Origin of the sequence: Xanthomonas sp. CFBP 8445 (genome assembly GCF_025666235.1) — a bacterium.
GTDB classification, from domain to species: domain Bacteria; phylum Pseudomonadota; class Gammaproteobacteria; order Xanthomonadales; family Xanthomonadaceae; genus Xanthomonas_A; species Xanthomonas_A indica.
Map to the genome: position 1 here is coordinate 139,348 of NZ_CP102594.1, position 13,713 is coordinate 153,060.

The 13,713-nt window shown below is 69.9% G+C and carries 14 protein-coding genes; 3 read left to right on the forward strand and 11 right to left on the reverse strand.

The window, feature by feature from the left end; genetic code table 11:
• Window positions 1–1,128 precede the first annotated feature (1,128 nt).
• Window positions 1,129–1,530, forward strand: coding sequence for a DUF2628 domain-containing protein (locus NUG21_RS00700; protein WP_184502789.1), 402 nt, complete (start codon window positions 1,129–1,131; stop codon window positions 1,528–1,530).
• Between the two features lie 43 nt (window positions 1,531–1,573).
• Here the strand turns inward: NUG21_RS00700 and NUG21_RS00705 are convergent, their stop codons facing one another.
• The 6 genes from NUG21_RS00705 to NUG21_RS00730 form a co-directional block, all read right to left on the reverse strand.
• Entirely contained in the window at window positions 1,574–2,302 is a 729-nt protein-coding gene (locus tag NUG21_RS00705; RefSeq protein WP_263392011.1) for a DUF6882 domain-containing protein, read from the reverse strand.
• Window positions 2,299–3,744, reverse strand: coding sequence for an amino acid permease (locus tag NUG21_RS00710; RefSeq protein WP_242085064.1), 1,446 nt, complete (start codon window positions 3,742–3,744; stop codon window positions 2,299–2,301). Before NUG21_RS00710 ends, NUG21_RS00705 begins: the two co-directional genes overlap by 4 nt.
• A gap of 258 nt (window positions 3,745–4,002) precedes the next feature.
• A complete protein-coding gene (locus NUG21_RS00715) occupies window positions 4,003–4,623 on the reverse strand; it encodes a response regulator transcription factor (protein ID WP_184502792.1) in 621 nt (206 codons plus the stop codon).
• Window positions 4,620–5,690 (reverse strand): sensor histidine kinase, encoded by a 1,071-nt coding sequence (locus NUG21_RS00720; RefSeq protein ID WP_263392012.1) that lies wholly within the window; start codon window positions 5,688–5,690, stop codon window positions 4,620–4,622. The genes NUG21_RS00715 and NUG21_RS00720 overlap by 4 nt, the downstream gene beginning before the upstream one ends.
• A 38-nt stretch (window positions 5,691–5,728) precedes the next feature.
• The gene (locus NUG21_RS00725) at window positions 5,729–6,457 is read right to left on the reverse strand and encodes an MgtC/SapB family protein (RefSeq protein WP_184502794.1); all 729 of its coding nucleotides are present in this window, start codon (window positions 6,455–6,457) and stop codon (window positions 5,729–5,731) included.
• A gap of 126 nt (window positions 6,458–6,583) precedes the next feature.
• The gene (locus NUG21_RS00730; RefSeq protein ID WP_184502795.1) at window positions 6,584–6,910 is read right to left on the reverse strand and encodes a hypothetical protein; all 327 of its coding nucleotides are present in this window, start codon (window positions 6,908–6,910) and stop codon (window positions 6,584–6,586) included.
• Between the two features lie 381 nt (window positions 6,911–7,291).
• Here NUG21_RS00730 and rmuC point away from each other — a divergent pair, with 381 nt between their 5' ends.
• Window positions 7,292–8,881 (forward strand): DNA recombination protein RmuC, encoded by a 1,590-nt coding sequence (rmuC, locus tag NUG21_RS00735; protein ID WP_184502796.1) that lies wholly within the window; start codon window positions 7,292–7,294, stop codon window positions 8,879–8,881.
• Window positions 8,882–9,401: 520 nt separating this feature from the next.
• The gene (locus NUG21_RS00740) at window positions 9,402–9,944 is read left to right on the forward strand and encodes a glutathione peroxidase (protein WP_263392013.1); all 543 of its coding nucleotides are present in this window, start codon (window positions 9,402–9,404) and stop codon (window positions 9,942–9,944) included.
• Window positions 9,945–10,722: 778 nt separating this feature from the next.
• Here the strand turns inward: NUG21_RS00740 and NUG21_RS00745 are convergent.
• The 5 genes from NUG21_RS00745 to mlaD all read right to left on the reverse strand — a co-directional run bounded on the left by NUG21_RS00745 (window position 10,723) and on the right by mlaD (window position 13,681).
• Entirely contained in the window at window positions 10,723–10,944 is a 222-nt protein-coding gene (locus NUG21_RS00745; protein WP_263392014.1) for a hypothetical protein, read from the reverse strand.
• 163 nt (window positions 10,945–11,107) lie between these two features.
• Complete coding sequence (locus NUG21_RS00750) at window positions 11,108–12,169, reverse strand: MlaA family lipoprotein (protein WP_184502799.1); 1,062 nt, start codon at window positions 12,167–12,169, stop codon at window positions 11,108–11,110.
• A 3-nt stretch (window positions 12,170–12,172) separates the two neighbouring features.
• Window positions 12,173–12,487: an STAS domain-containing protein gene (locus NUG21_RS00755; RefSeq protein ID WP_184502800.1), complete on the reverse strand. Its 315-nt coding sequence runs from the start codon at window positions 12,485–12,487 to the stop codon at window positions 12,173–12,175.
• The gene (locus tag NUG21_RS00760; protein ID WP_242081599.1) at window positions 12,477–13,145 is read right to left on the reverse strand and encodes an MlaC/ttg2D family ABC transporter substrate-binding protein; all 669 of its coding nucleotides are present in this window, start codon (window positions 13,143–13,145) and stop codon (window positions 12,477–12,479) included. The genes NUG21_RS00755 and NUG21_RS00760 overlap by 11 nt, the downstream gene beginning before the upstream one ends.
• Complete coding sequence (gene mlaD, locus NUG21_RS00765; protein WP_019796169.1) at window positions 13,142–13,681, reverse strand: outer membrane lipid asymmetry maintenance protein MlaD; 540 nt, start codon at window positions 13,679–13,681, stop codon at window positions 13,142–13,144. The genes NUG21_RS00760 and mlaD overlap by 4 nt, the downstream gene beginning before the upstream one ends.
• Window positions 13,682–13,713: the final 32 nt, after the last annotated feature.

The following is a 13,713-nucleotide window of genomic DNA, read 5'->3' on the forward strand; positions in this document are numbered from 1 at the left end:
CCGATCATCGGTGGTGACCGCAGCGCTCCGCGAGGCCGTTGCCCCGCGTCGCGGCTGAAGCCGCTCCTACAGCTGGCACCCGTCAGCGGATGCGCCACAGGCAAGCCTTGTGGGAGGGACTTCAGTCCCGACGCGATGACCGGTGGTTACCGCAGGACCCTGCGAGGCCGTCACTCCGCGCGTCGCGGCTGAAGCCGCTCCCACACGTGGGCGCCCGCCAGCGGACGCGCCACGGGCTAGGCAAAGCCTTGTGGGAGGGACTTCAGTCCCGACCCGATGACCTGTGGTTGCCGCAGAGCCCTGCGAGGGCATCGCCCCTCGCGTCGCGGCTGAAGCCGCTCCTACAGCTGGCATCCGTCAGCGGATGCGCCGCGCGCAGGCCAGCCTTGTGGGAGGGCCTTCAGTCCCGACGCGATGACGTGTGGTTGCCGCAGGCCCCGCGAGGCCGCTGCCCCGCGCGTCGCGGCTGAAGCCGCTCCCACAGATGGGCACCCGCCAGCGGACGCGCCACGGGCCAGGCAAAGCCTTGTGGGAGGGACTTCAGTCCCGACCCGATGACCTGTGGTTGCCGCAGAGCCCTGCGAGGGCATCGCCCCTCGCGTCGCGGCTGAAGCCGCTCCTACAGCTGGCATCCGTCAGCGGACGCGCCGCGCGCAGGCCAGCCTTGTGGGAGGGACTTCAGTCCCGACGCGATGACGCGTGGTTGCCGCAGGCCCCGCGAGGCCGCCGCCCCGCGCGTCGCGGCTGAAGACGCTCCCACAGATGGGCACTCGGCAGCGGATGCGCTACGCGCCGGCATGCTTTGTGGGAGGGACTTCAGTCCCGACCCGATAACCGCTGACTACCGCAATGCGGTGGGGAGAGACCTCGTCCCGGGGCCAGGCGCGGCGTCAGCGCCAGCCCCTGCCGTTGCCAATCCCCAATCCCCAATCCCCAATCCCCAATCCCCAATCCCCAATCCCCAATCCCCAATCCCCAATCCCCAATCCCCAATCCCCAATCCCCAATCCCCAATCCCCAATCCCGGCGCTAGCGCACCCGCACCAGTCTGGTGCTTCAGCCGCCCCATTTGGCGCGCACCGCCCCATTCAGTTAAACTGAAAACGTTTACAACACGGATGCTCCCGCATGGAAACCCCCAATCTTCCGCAACGCGCCCCGCTCAGCCCCAAGTGGCAGTTCCGCTTCGACTTCTTCGACCGTCACGGCGCGCCCTCCACGCCCGAGTACAAGGCGGCATTCAAGGCGCTGCCGTTCATGGAACGGTTGAAGATCAACATGAACTTCTTCGCCCTGTTCTTCGGCTTCATCTACTTCTTCATCCTCGGCATGTGGCGCAAGGCGCTGGGCCTGATCGGCATCTCGCTGGCGGTGGGCATCGTCGCGGCGTTCCTGCCCGAGGTGGTCGGCCGCTGCCTGGGCATCGCCTACTCGCTGCTGGTCGGCATGGCCGCCAACTACGCCTACTACCTGCACCTGCGCAAGGGCAGCGTCAGCTGGAACCCGTTCGAAGGCGTGCGTTGGTGGTAATGGCGCGGTACGGCGGCGCGGATGCGACGCGCCGCCGCCGTGTTCAGCGCTTGCGTTTCCAGAACTGCCAGGCCGGTGCCGGCGTTGGCGTGACCGCCGTGGCGGCCGGTGCCGAGGCCAGTTGGCCTTGCGCGCGGACCAGCCGGTCCTGTGCATCGAACTCCAGGACGATGCGGGCGTTGCCCCGCGTCGCCACGGTCTGCGCGGCGTCGCGCTGCAGCGCATAGCCCTGGTCCGCCAGGAAGCCTTCGCTCATGGCACGGTGGTCGAGCGCGAACTGCATCGGCAGTTCCCCGAGCAGGCGCAGCACGCGGGCGTCGTCGCACGGCGCGAACACCGCGGCCGGCACGTCGTCGAGCAGGAAGAACAGCGCGCCGCCGTCGTACGGCGCGCGGTAGTAGCAGCGCCCACGCAGCGCGCCGGCGAGCAGGGCGATGTGGTGGCCGCCGTCCTCGCCCAGCGCCGAGGACGGCGCGGCGAGTTCTTCAATGCCTTCGCGCTCGCCGTGCAGGCGCAGCGCTTGCGCTTCGGTCAGCAAGGCCGACGGCAGGTTGCTGGCGGTGTTGGCCCAGGCCCACAGCCAGCTGGCGCTGGCCTCGGCGGCAGTGCCCAGCAGCTGCATCGGAAACGACAGATCCTCGCCGAAACGCACCCGGCCTTCGCCCAGGTCCACCTGCCAGCCACGCTCGGCCAGCACATCGGCCAGGGCCAGCTGGCGCGCATAGGCGCTGCCGATGTGCCGTGCCAGCGCCGCCTGGAACTCCGGGCTCATCGCGGCGTCTGCGGCGCGCGCTGCAGCAGGCTGTTGCGGCGGCCGTACAGCAGGTAGGCGACCACGCCCAGCGCGTTCCACAGCGCGAACCAGAGTTGCGTGGTATGCGGCAGGCTCCAGAACAGGTACAGGCAGCCGCCGATCGCCAGCGGCCCGACCAGCCAGGCCAGCGGCGTGCGGAAGGTGCGGGTGCGGCCGGGTTCGCGGCGGCGCAGGACCAGCATGCACGCGGCCACCGCGATGAAGGCGGCCAGGGTGCCGGCATTGGCCAGCGCAGCGATCTCGTCCAGCCGCGCCACGCCGGCCAGCGCCGCCACCAGCACCGCGGTGAACAGGGTGGTGGCCACCGGCGTGCCGGTGCGTGCGTTGACCTTGGACAGCCCGCGCGGCAGCAGGCCATCGCGCGACATCACGAAGAAGATCCGGCTCTGCCCGTACAGGAACGCCAGCAGCACGGTCGGCAGCGCGATCACCGCGACCACGCCGATCGCCGCCGCCGCCTTGCCGTGGCCGAGTTCGCGCAGGATCAGCGCCAGCGGCTCGGCGCTGGCGCCGAACACGTCGTAGCGCATCGCGCCGACCGCAGCCAGCGCCACCAGGATGTAGATCAGGGTGCAGCCGATCATCGAGCCGACGATGCCGATCGCCAGGTCGCGCTTGGGGTTCTTGGTCTCCTCGGCGGCGGTGGAAATCGCATCGAAGCCGTAGAAGGCGAAGAAGATGATCGCCGCCGCGGCCATCACCCCGTGCGCCACGCCGTCGGCGCCGACCGTCTTGGGGAAGCCGTAGGGCATGAACGGGTGCAGGTTGGCGCTCTGGAACGCCGGCAGCGCCACCGCCACGAAGATGCCCAGGGCGATCAGCTTCAGCACCACCAGCACCGCGTTGAGCGTGGCGCTCTCCTTGGTGCCGGCCATCAGCAGGCCGGCCACGGCGAAGGTGATCAGCACCGCCGGCAGGTTGACGATGCCGCCGGCGTGCGGCCCGGCGGTCAGCGCCGCCGGCAGGCTCATGTCGAACCCGGTCTGCGCACTGGCCCAGTGCAGGAAGCCGACGAAGTAGCCGGACCAGCCCACCGCCACCGTGCTGACCACCAGCGAGTACTCCAGGATCAGGCTCCAGCCCACCACCCAGGCGATCGCCTCGCCGAGCGCGACATAGCTGTAGGTATAGGCGCTGCCGGCGGCCGGCATCATCGTCGCCATCTCCGCGTAGGCCAGCGCGGCGCAGGCGCAGATCGCCCCGGCCACCGCGAACGACACCAGCACCGCCGGCCCGGCCAGCTGCGCGCCGACCCCGATCAAGGTGTAGATGCCGGTGCCGACGATCGCGCCGATGCCCAGCGCCACCAGATGCGGCCAGCTCAGCGAGGGCACCAGCCGGCGGCCGGCCTCGTGGACGGTGACCAGGTCGAGCGACTTGCGCCGGAACAGGAACGACATGCGGGCCTCGGGTGCGGGAGTGACAAGCCCGGCAGTGTCGCCGAACGCAGTGCAGCAAAGCTATGCCCGCGGCGCCTGCGCGGGTCGATGCGAATGCGCGTTCGGCGGTATCGCGCCGAGATCGCTCTCTCGTAGGAGCGGCTTCAGCCGCGACGGGCGTTCCCGATGACGCTTGTCGTGGCCGAAGCCGCTCCTACCGAATAGCGGTGTGCCAGAACGTGTTCCGCCGCACGCGGCAACTTGCGTTCTCGCGACCGGCTACCGCCCCAGCCGCTCCGCCAGTCGCACCAGTTCGGCCAGCGAGCCGACCTCCAGTTTGCGCATCGCGTTGCCGCGGCGCACCTTCACCGTGATCTCGCTGAGCTGCAGTCGTGCCGCCACCTGCTTGTTCAGCAGGCCCTGCACCACCAACTCCACCACCTCGCGTTCGCCGGCGCTGAGCCGCGCCCAGCGCGCCTGCAATTCGGCCTGGGCCGCATCGGCGGCACGGCGCGCGCGGTCGCGGGCGATGCCCTGGCCGATCGCGTCGAGCAGGTCCTGGTCGCGGAACGGCTTGGTCAGGAACTCGATGGCGCCGTTCTTCATCGCCTCCACGCTCATCGGGATGTCGCCGTGGCCGGTGATGAAGATGGTCGGCAGCGCCAGCCCGGCCTCGTGCATGTTGCGGTGGAAGTCCATGCCGCTCTGCCCGGGCATGCGGATGTCCAGCACCAGGCAGCTCGGCGCGTCGGTGCGCGGATGCGCCAGGAAGTCGCGGGTGGAGGCGAAGGCATGTACCTGCAGGTCCACCGAGGCGAACAGGTCTTCCAGCGCGGCGCGGATCGAGGCGTCGTCGTCGATCAGGTACACCACCGGGCGTGCGCTCGCGTCGGCGGTCATGGGCGGGCTCCGCTGGCGATGGGCAGGCAGACGCAGAACACCGCGCCGCGCGGCCGCCCGGGTTCGGCCCAGATGCGGCCGCCGCCTGCCTCGACGATGCTGCGGCTGATGCTCAGGCCGATGCCGATGCCGCCCTGTTTGGTGGTCCAGAACGCATCGAACAGGTGCGCCTGCGCCTGCGCGGACAGGCCTTCGCCGCTGTCGGCCACGCTCAGCCGCACCGAGCGCGCGTCCTCGCGCACGGTGGCGATGCGCAGTGCGCGTTGCGCCGGCGGCGTGGCCGCCATCGCCTCGATCGCGTTGAGCAGCAGATTGCCGATCACCTGCTGGATCTGCACCGGGTCGGCCGATACCGGCGGCAGCAGCGCCGACAGTTCGGTGTGCACGCTGACCGCGCTGCGCTCCAGTTCGCCCTGCGACAGCGCCAGCACCTCGGCCACCGCGGCATTGAGATCGAAAGCGCGCTGCTGCGGCGCCTCGCCGCGGGTCAGGCTGCGCACCCGCGCGATCACCTCGCCGGCACGCTCGGCGTCGGCGAGGATGCGCGCCAGCGCCGCGCGCGCCTTGTCCAGGTTCGGCGGCTGCTGGTCGAGCCAGCGCTGGCAGGCGTTGCCGCTGGTGACGATGGCCGCCAGCGGCTGGTTGACCTCGTGCGCGATCGAGGCGGTCAGGCTGCCGAGGCTGCGCACCCGCGCCAGCCGCAGCAACTGCGCCTGCGCGGCGTGCGCGGCGGCCTTGGCGCGCTCCATGCGCACCGCAATGGAGGCGGTCACCGCCACCACCACGATGCTGATCGCCGAGTTGATCACGCCGACCCGGTAGGCACCGGTATGGGTGAGATGGAAGCTGAGCACGATCAGCACCACGCACAGCCCGGCCAGCACGCCCAGCCCGGCCGGCGCCAGCAGCCGCACCGCGCCGAGGATCGCCACGGTGTAGAACAGCGCTGCCGCCACCGCGTAGTCGGTGACCGTGTCGGCGACGAAGATCGCGCCCAGCGCCAGGCCCAGCGCGGCCAGGCCGAGCAGGCGGCGGTGCGGCGGCAGCGGCTTGAACCAGGCGATCATCGACGTGACATGGGAGGAACGAGGTTGGGCATGGTGGCTCAGGCTTCGGCGCCGGCGTTCCAGAACGCCTGTTGTACACCCGGTTCGCCCTCCAGGCGCTGCACCACCGCATCCAGTTCCTCGGCGCGCACCGCGGTGGCGTACAGGGTGGCGGCGATCTCCACGTCCTGCTGCCCGAACGGATGCTGCTCGACTTCGCGCGCCGGGTAGTGCGCCTCCTCCAGCAGCTCGATCAGCCGCTCGCGCACTTCGCCATGCACCTCGCGCGCGCAGATCGCATAGAACATGTAGGTGGCTTCCAGTGAGGATTCCTTCAGCGGATGCCGGTTGATGCGGTTCACCATCGGCCGCAGCAGGGTATTGCTGAGCAGCACGAACATGGCCGCCAGCACCGCCTCGGCGACCAGTCCGGCACCGGCGCAGGCGCCGACCGCACCCGATCCCCACAGCGTGGCCGCGGTGTTGAGCCCAGTGACGTTGGCGCCTTCCTTCATGATCGCGCCGGCGCCGAGGAAGCCGATCCCGGAGACCACGTAGGCCACCACCTGCACCGCGCCCTGGGTGCCGCCGTGGATCTCGAACAGGCGGTCGCCGAGCGAGACGAAGATCGCCGCGCCGACCGCGACCAGGGTGTTGGTGCGCAGCCCGGCGGTGCGCTGGCGCACCTGGCGCTCGAAGCCGATGATCGCGCCGAGCACGAAGGCGGCCGTAAGGCTCACCAGGGTGTCGAGCAGCGAGCCGAGATTGAACAGGCGCAGGGCTTCCATCAGGGCGCGTTCCGGTGGGCGAGGGGAGCGATCATGGCGGCTCCGGGAAAGGGAATGAGCGGATGCAGGGGCGCATGATGCCGGGGCGAGATGGCAGTCGGCACCGTGGCGGCAGGCGCGCGGGTGTCAGCGTACCCCGGGCCACCAGGCCAGGGCGGCATGCAGCCAGTGCGCCGCCGGGGCACTCACCCCGGCGGCGTGCAGGCGCCGCTGCGCCGCATGCGGCAGCCGCGCGCGGACCCGGATGCGGTCGGCGACGGGCAGCAGCGACAGCGCATCGGCCATCACCCGCGGCGATTGCGCGGACAGCGCCAGGGCGAAGGCGCGGGCGCCATGGGCGGCGAGCAGATGGCGCAGCGCTTCGGTGCGGCGCATGGCGACCGCGGCACGCAGCGCACGCTGCAGGCAGCGCTGCAGACGGAGATGGCGGGAAAACAGCGAGAACACGAACATGACGACCTCCTTGCGGCGCGTGGCCGGCAAGGACGTCGCGGCGTGGGCGGCGGGCGTCTTCCGGCTCAGCGCCGGGCAGCGACCAGGCGGGGAGAATGGGGAGAGAATGCGGCGCTGACGCCGCGTCGATGCGGATCGGGGTCCATGCGCGCCTCCGGGGTCAGGGGAACGGATCGCGCGATGCGCGATGGCCGGGCGCGGCGTGCTGCCGCGGCGCCGCCCGCTGGCCGGGCCAGCAGCGGATGGCGCAAAGCTTGGCACGCGGCCCATGCCCGTACCAGCCTGCATGAGGCCATGGCGGCGATACCAAGGTATATCCGCTCTCCTCCGCCTGCCGGCGCGTGGCGCAGCGATTGAGACGCGGCCGGCTACACTGACCGCATGCAGAACGATGTCCATTTCCTGATCCTCGCCGGCCTGTTGTGCGCCGTCATCGCCCTGTTGCTGGCCGTGTTGCTGCGGCGGGGCAACCACACCGCGCTGGAGGCGGCCCTGCGCGAGGAGCAGCGCAGCGGCCGTGGCGAACTGCGCGAGCAGCTCGACAGCCTGGCCCGCCAGCAGGACGCGCGCAGCGAAGGCTTCGCCCGCCACCTGGCCGACCTGTCCACCCGTACCGACCAGCGCCTGGACCTGCTGCGCGAAGCGCTGACCGAGGACGCGCGGCGTGGCCGGGTCGAGGCCGGCGCCGCACAGCAGCGCATGGCCGAGTTGCTGAGCCAGCGCCTGGTCGAGATCCGCGGCCAGCTCGATGCCTTCGGCCAGCAGCAGGACGCGCGCATGGCGCAGTTCGGCCAGCAGCAGGCCGAGCTGGTCGCGCGCATCGACGCGCAACTGGGTGCGCTGCGCGAGGCGCTGCTCGAGGACGCGCGCAAGGGCCGCCAGGAAGGCGCGGACGCACAGCAGCGCTTCGCCGACACGCTCGGCCAGCGCCTGGGTGACCTGGTCCAGCGCAACGAGCAGCGGATGGGCGAGATGCGCAGCACCCTGGAGGAGCGGCTGAAGGAACTGCAGGCCGACAACGCGGCCAAGCTCGAGCAGATGCGCGGCACCGTCGACGAAAAGCTGCAGACCACCCTCAACACGCGCCTGGATGCCTCCTTCAAGCTGGTCTCCGAACGGCTCGAGCAGGTCCAGCGCGGCCTGGGCGAGATGCAGCAGCTGGCCACCGGCGTCGGCGACCTCAAGCGCGTGCTGAGCAACGTCAAGAACCGCGGCGGCTGGGGCGAGGTGCAGCTGGAGAACATCCTTGAGCAGACCCTGACCCAGGAGCAGTACGCGCGCGGCGTGCGGGTGCGCCCGGAGCGCAACGAGATGGTCGATTTCGCCGTGCGCCTGCCCGGCCGCGGCCACGAGGACACGCCGGTGTGGCTGCCGATCGACGCCAAGTTCCCGCGCGAGGACTACGAGCGCCTGCTCGATGCGCAGGAGCAGGGCGACCCGGAGCTGGTGCAGGCGACGGGGGCGCAGCTGGAGCGCGCGATCCGGGTCCAGGCCAAGTCGATCTGCGACAAGTACATCGCCCCGCCGCACACCACCGACTTCGCGGTGATGTTCCTGCCCACCGAGGGCCTGTACGCCGAGACCCTGCGTCGCCCCGGCCTGGCCGACCTGCTGCAGCGCGAGCACCGCATCGTCGTCGCCGGGCCGACCACGATCACCGCCCTGCTCAACAGCCTGCAGATGGGCTTCCGCACCCTCGCCATCGAGAAGCGCTCCAGCGAGGTGTGGGGCGTGCTGGCGGCGGTGAAGAGCGAGTTCGGCAAGTTCGCCGGCATCCTGGAAAAGGCCGAGAAGCAGATCAGCACCGTCGGCAAGAGCTTGGGCGAGGCCAGCCGCAAGACCCGCACCATCGAACGCCGCCTGCGCGGGGTCGAGACCCTGGCCGATGCGCAGGCCGCGCCGCTGCTGGAACTGTCGCTGCCGCTGGACGAGGCGGAGGCGGACGAGCCCGCGGGCGACGACGGGCAGTGAGAGCCGCGCGCTGAGCGGCGGGAGCCGGGATTGGAGACGGTGTGGCGGTTGCGTCGGCGCGGAATGGCGTGCGACGGACAGGCGCCATGTCGGATGCAACGTTGCGACCTGGATGGGCTGGCGCGGCCGCTTCGTATGCGCGCGCTGTGCCGATCGCGCAGCACGCAGGTGTCGTTGTCTTGCCTGCAGTGTCGATGCAATTCGACATCGCGGATAGGTTGTCGTCTCCAGGCCGCTCGCCTGCTCGCCAGCTGGCCGCTACGCGCGCTTCTGATCGCGACGAGCGGCACATGTGTAGCGGCGGCTCTTGTTCCTCCTGTGGCAGTCGCGAGCAGGTTTTGTGGGCGCGGCTGTCGCGGCTGAAGCCGCTCCTACGGGAGCGCATGATCCGCAGCAAAAGCGGGTGTCACGTGCCGACACGGGCGAGCTGTCGGTGCGCTGAGTCACGCGGTCACGGCACTGCGCATGCTGTGCCGGCAGCGACTATGCTGGCGCTTCCTTTCGACCGAGGTAATGCCCCATGTCCGAGTCGCTGACCGCCATTCCGCTGACCCGCATCGACGGCGAGCCGACCACCCTCGCCGCGTTCGAGGGCAAGGTGTTGCTGATCGTCAACGTCGCCTCCAAGTGCGGCCTCACCGCGCAGTACGCGGGCCTGGAAGCGCTGTACCGCGAGAAGCAGGCGGCCGGCCTGGAAGTGCTCGGTTTCCCGGCCAACGATTTCAAGGGCCAGGAGCCGGGCAGCGAGGCGGAGATCCAGCAGTTCTGCCAGCTCACCTACGACGTGACCTTCCCGATGTTCTCCAAGATCGCGGTCACCGGCGAGGCCACGCATCCGCTGTACCGCGCGCTGATCGCCGCGCAGCCGCACACCGAGGGCGAGGGCCCGATGCGCGAGAAGCTGGCCGGCTACGGCATCGAGCCGAATCCGGCGCCGGGGGTGCTGTGGAATTTCGAGAAGTTCCTGGTTGGCCGCGACGGCAAGGTCCACGGGCGTTTCGCCCCGGACGTCACCGCCGAAGATCCGCGCCTGCGCGCGTCGATCGACGCGGCGCTGGGGTAACGGCGCGCTGCGCTCTAGGCCATCAGTCGGTGCTTGGGCGCGTTGAAGGTGATGTTGTGGCGTCTAGGTAGCTGGTGCCGAGCCGGAGAGGTTATCGATGTCATTTGCTCGGTTGTCCGGCGTCGTTTGTCGCGGCTGAAGCCGCTCCTACGCAAGGCGTGCAGCATCGACGTGGTTGCCGTTGCCGTTGCCGTTGCCGTTGCCGTTGCCTTGGCTGTTGCTGTTGCTTGGCTTTGGCTATTGCCCTTGCTTTTGATTTACCGGGTTCCCTTCCGAAGCGGCGGCCAGCGCGGGGAAAAACCCCGAAGGGGCGGCGCACAGGGATGTGCGCCGTCCGCGGCAGGGGCAGGATGCCCCTTCCGCGGATCCCCGGGCTGGACGCGGACCCGGAGCGCGCAGCGCGGAGGGCGCGTAGGCAGGGCGCGCTTTCTTTTGGTTACCTTTTCTTTGCGCGAGCAAAGAAAAGTAACTCGCCCGTTAGGGCGAAAGCCTTTAAAGCTTTTGCTGTCGCTACTGCTGTTGATTGAAGTTTGTCTGTCGGACGAGAAGAGCTGTAGGAGCGGCTTCAGCCGCGACAGCGAGAGTCCGTTCTGTCTGTCGCGGCTAAAGCCGCTCCTACAATCCAGCGGCCGCCGCCGCAGTAGCAGCAAATGCAACAGCAAAGCTTTCGCCTTGCGGCGAGTCACTTTTCTTTGCTTGTGCAAAGAAAAGTAACCAAAAGAAGCGCTTTACCACAGCCGAAGGCTGGTCAAGCACACCCCGCAGCGCGCCCTCCGCGCTACGCGCTCCGGGTTCGCAGCCACGACGGGCATTTTTCGACGGCACATCCATGTGCCGGCAAAAAACGACGCGCATCCTGCGCGTCGCCCTTCGGGTATTCGCCCGCCGTGGCTGCCGCGCCGAGGGGACCCCGATAAATCAACAGCAACAGCAACAGCAACAGCAGGAGCAACAGCAGGAGCAACAGCAGGAGCAACAGCAGGAGCAACAGCGACAGCAAAGCCGGCTGCACTCTGTAGTCCGCCGCGACACTCGCTCATCCACTGCAAACCGCGCGCTCATTCCAGCACATCGCGCTGCGTCAACAAACGATGGCAGCAAAGCTTCAGACACAAAAAACCCGGCCGAGGCCGGGCTTTTCGTAGGTGGATCGTGCGCCTAACTCAGCGACCGCCGCGCCACTCCGGGACCGGCATCGCGTCCACCGGTACCGTCGGATTGGTCTCTTCCTCGCGCAGATAGGCCGGCAGATCGTCGTCCTGGCGCTTGTGCCCGCGCATGTCGCTCTCGATCTGATAGTTGCGGCGCTGCAGCCAGGCATCGCGGGTCAACTGATACTCGTCCGGCGCCTGGTCGCGCAGGCTGTCCAGCGACAGCAACTGCGCCCGCGTGTCCACCAACTGCAGACCCTGCAGGCCGATGCGCACCCGGTCTTCCTCGATCTGCTGCAGCGGCGACAGCGGCGCGTCGCCGACCAGGCCGAACGCATCGCGCACCGTGCGCGGACCGAACAACGGCAGTTCCAGATAGCGCGAGCGGCGCCAGCCCCACACGCCCAGGGTCTGGCCGAAGTCCTCGCTGCGCCGCGGCAGGTTGGCGTCGGTGGCCGGGTCGAAGATGCCGCCGATGCCCAGCGTGCTGTTGATCAGGAACCGGCTCAGGGTCTGCCCCGCCTGCAGCGGACGGCCCTGCAGCAACTGGTTGACCATGGTCAGCGGCGAACTGAGGTTGTCGAAGAAGTTGGTCACGCCCAGCCGCACCGGCCGCGGCACCACGTTGACGTAGGCGCGGGCCAGCGGCCGCGCCACCGCGCGGTCGACCACGTTGTTGAAGGCATGCACCTTGCGGTTGTACTTCTCCCACGGGTCGTAGCTCTGCGGTGCCTGCACGCCTGCCGGCAGGGTCGGATCGGCGACCGGGTTGTACGGGTCGCTGCCGTAGATCGCGGCGTAGTCCGCATCGGCGGACGCGGTCGGGTCCTGCGCGGTCGTCGGGGCCGGCGCCGTCGCGGCCGCCTGGGCGGCATCGGCCGTCGCGGCCGCCGTGTCCACGGGGGCCGGTGCGGGGGCCGGTGCGGCGGCGCCGCTGCCGGTCTGGTCCTGCATGGACATGGCGGGCGCGGGCGGGGCCGCCGGCGGAGGCGGCGGCGTGCGCTTGGGCGCGCCGGCGCAGGCGCCCAGGGCGGCGGCCAGGGTCAGGGAGGTGAGGATACGCAGCACGTTCATGTGTCAGCTCGCCGCAGGGGGAGAGTGGAAGTCCAGGGTCGAGGCCAGCCGGTAGGCGGCGCTCAAGTCGGTCAGGCCGGCCGGGGCGCCATGGATGGCGACCTCGGCCTGGCCCTGGGCGCGCAGGCGCGCGGCGAGTTCGGCGAGCAGCGCCAACCCGGCGCTGTCCACCCGCGACACCGCCTGCAGGTCCAGCGCGCGTGCGCCCGGCAGCGCGCGCAGCGCCGCCGGCCACAGCGCGGTGGCCGCGGCACGGTCGAGCACGCCGCTCAGCGCGAGCGTGTCGCCGTCGCGGCGCAGTTGCGCATCACTTGCCACTGTTGCTCGCCGGTGCCGCCTGCAGCGTGCCGTTGCGCAGCTCGGCCGCGACCTCGGCGATCGACTTGTTGCGCAGCGGGGTGTCGAACTGGTTGCGGAAGGTCTGCACGTAGGACACGCCCTCGACCATCACGTCGAAGATCTTCCAGCCCGCGCCGGTGTTGCGCAGCAGGTAGTCCACCGGCACCGGGTCGCCGCCGCTGCGCAGCAGCTCGGTCGAGACCTTGACGCCGCGGCCGCCCGGCAGCGGGGTTTCCGACTTCACCCGCACCTGCGGCTTGCCTTCGAAGGTCAGCAGCGAAGTGCCGTAGCGCTGCATCAGGTTGTCGGCCATCGCGTCGCCGAACAGCTTGACGTCGGCGTCGGAGGCGCCGCGGCCGTGCACGCCCAGCACCAGGCGGGCGGCGTAGTCGCGATCGAAGGACTTGTTCATTTCGCTGTCGATGAACTGGCGCAGCGCGGTGGGGTTGCTCTTGAACTCGTTGCGGCGCTGTTCCAGCGTGGTCAGGATGCGCGTGCTGTTCTCCAGCACCACCTTGCTGGCCGAACCGGCCTGGGCGGCGGAGGCCGCCGGCGCCGCGGCCTGGGCCAGGGCGGCGGAGGGCGCGGCCACGGCCAGCGCGGCGGCGAGAGCGGCGGAAAGCAGTTTGATCGTCATGGCTTGGGTTCCGTTGCGGGCGTGGTGGGGTCGGCCGAGGGTGCGGCAGCGGGCGTTGCGTTCTTGTCGCCGCCGGCGCTGCCGCCGCCGAACATGTACTTGCCGACCAGCTGGATCAGGTCCACCGCCGGCTGGGTGAAGGCGATTTCCTGGCCGGGCTTGAGCGTGTCCGGGTCGCCGCCGGGCTGCAGGCCGACATAGCTCTCGCCCAGCAGGCCGCTGGTCAGGATCGCCGCCGAGGTGTCGGCCGGCAGATCCTTGTACTTGTCGTCGATGGACAGGGTGACGACCGAGTCGAACTTGGTCGGGTCCAGGTCGATCTTGGCGACCTGGCCGATGATGACGCCGCCGATCTTCACTGGCGCCTGCGCACGCAGCTGGCCGATCTGCGAGAAGCGCGCGATCAGGTCGTAGCGGTGGCCGCCGAAGCCCCACTGGCGGTTGGTGGAAGCCAGCGCCAGCACCAGCAGCGAGGCCAGGCCCAGCAGCAGGAAGGCGCCGACGGCGAACTCGAGACGGGGACCACGGAGAGCCATAACGTGTCTACCTTGTTGATTCAGCGTGGCCG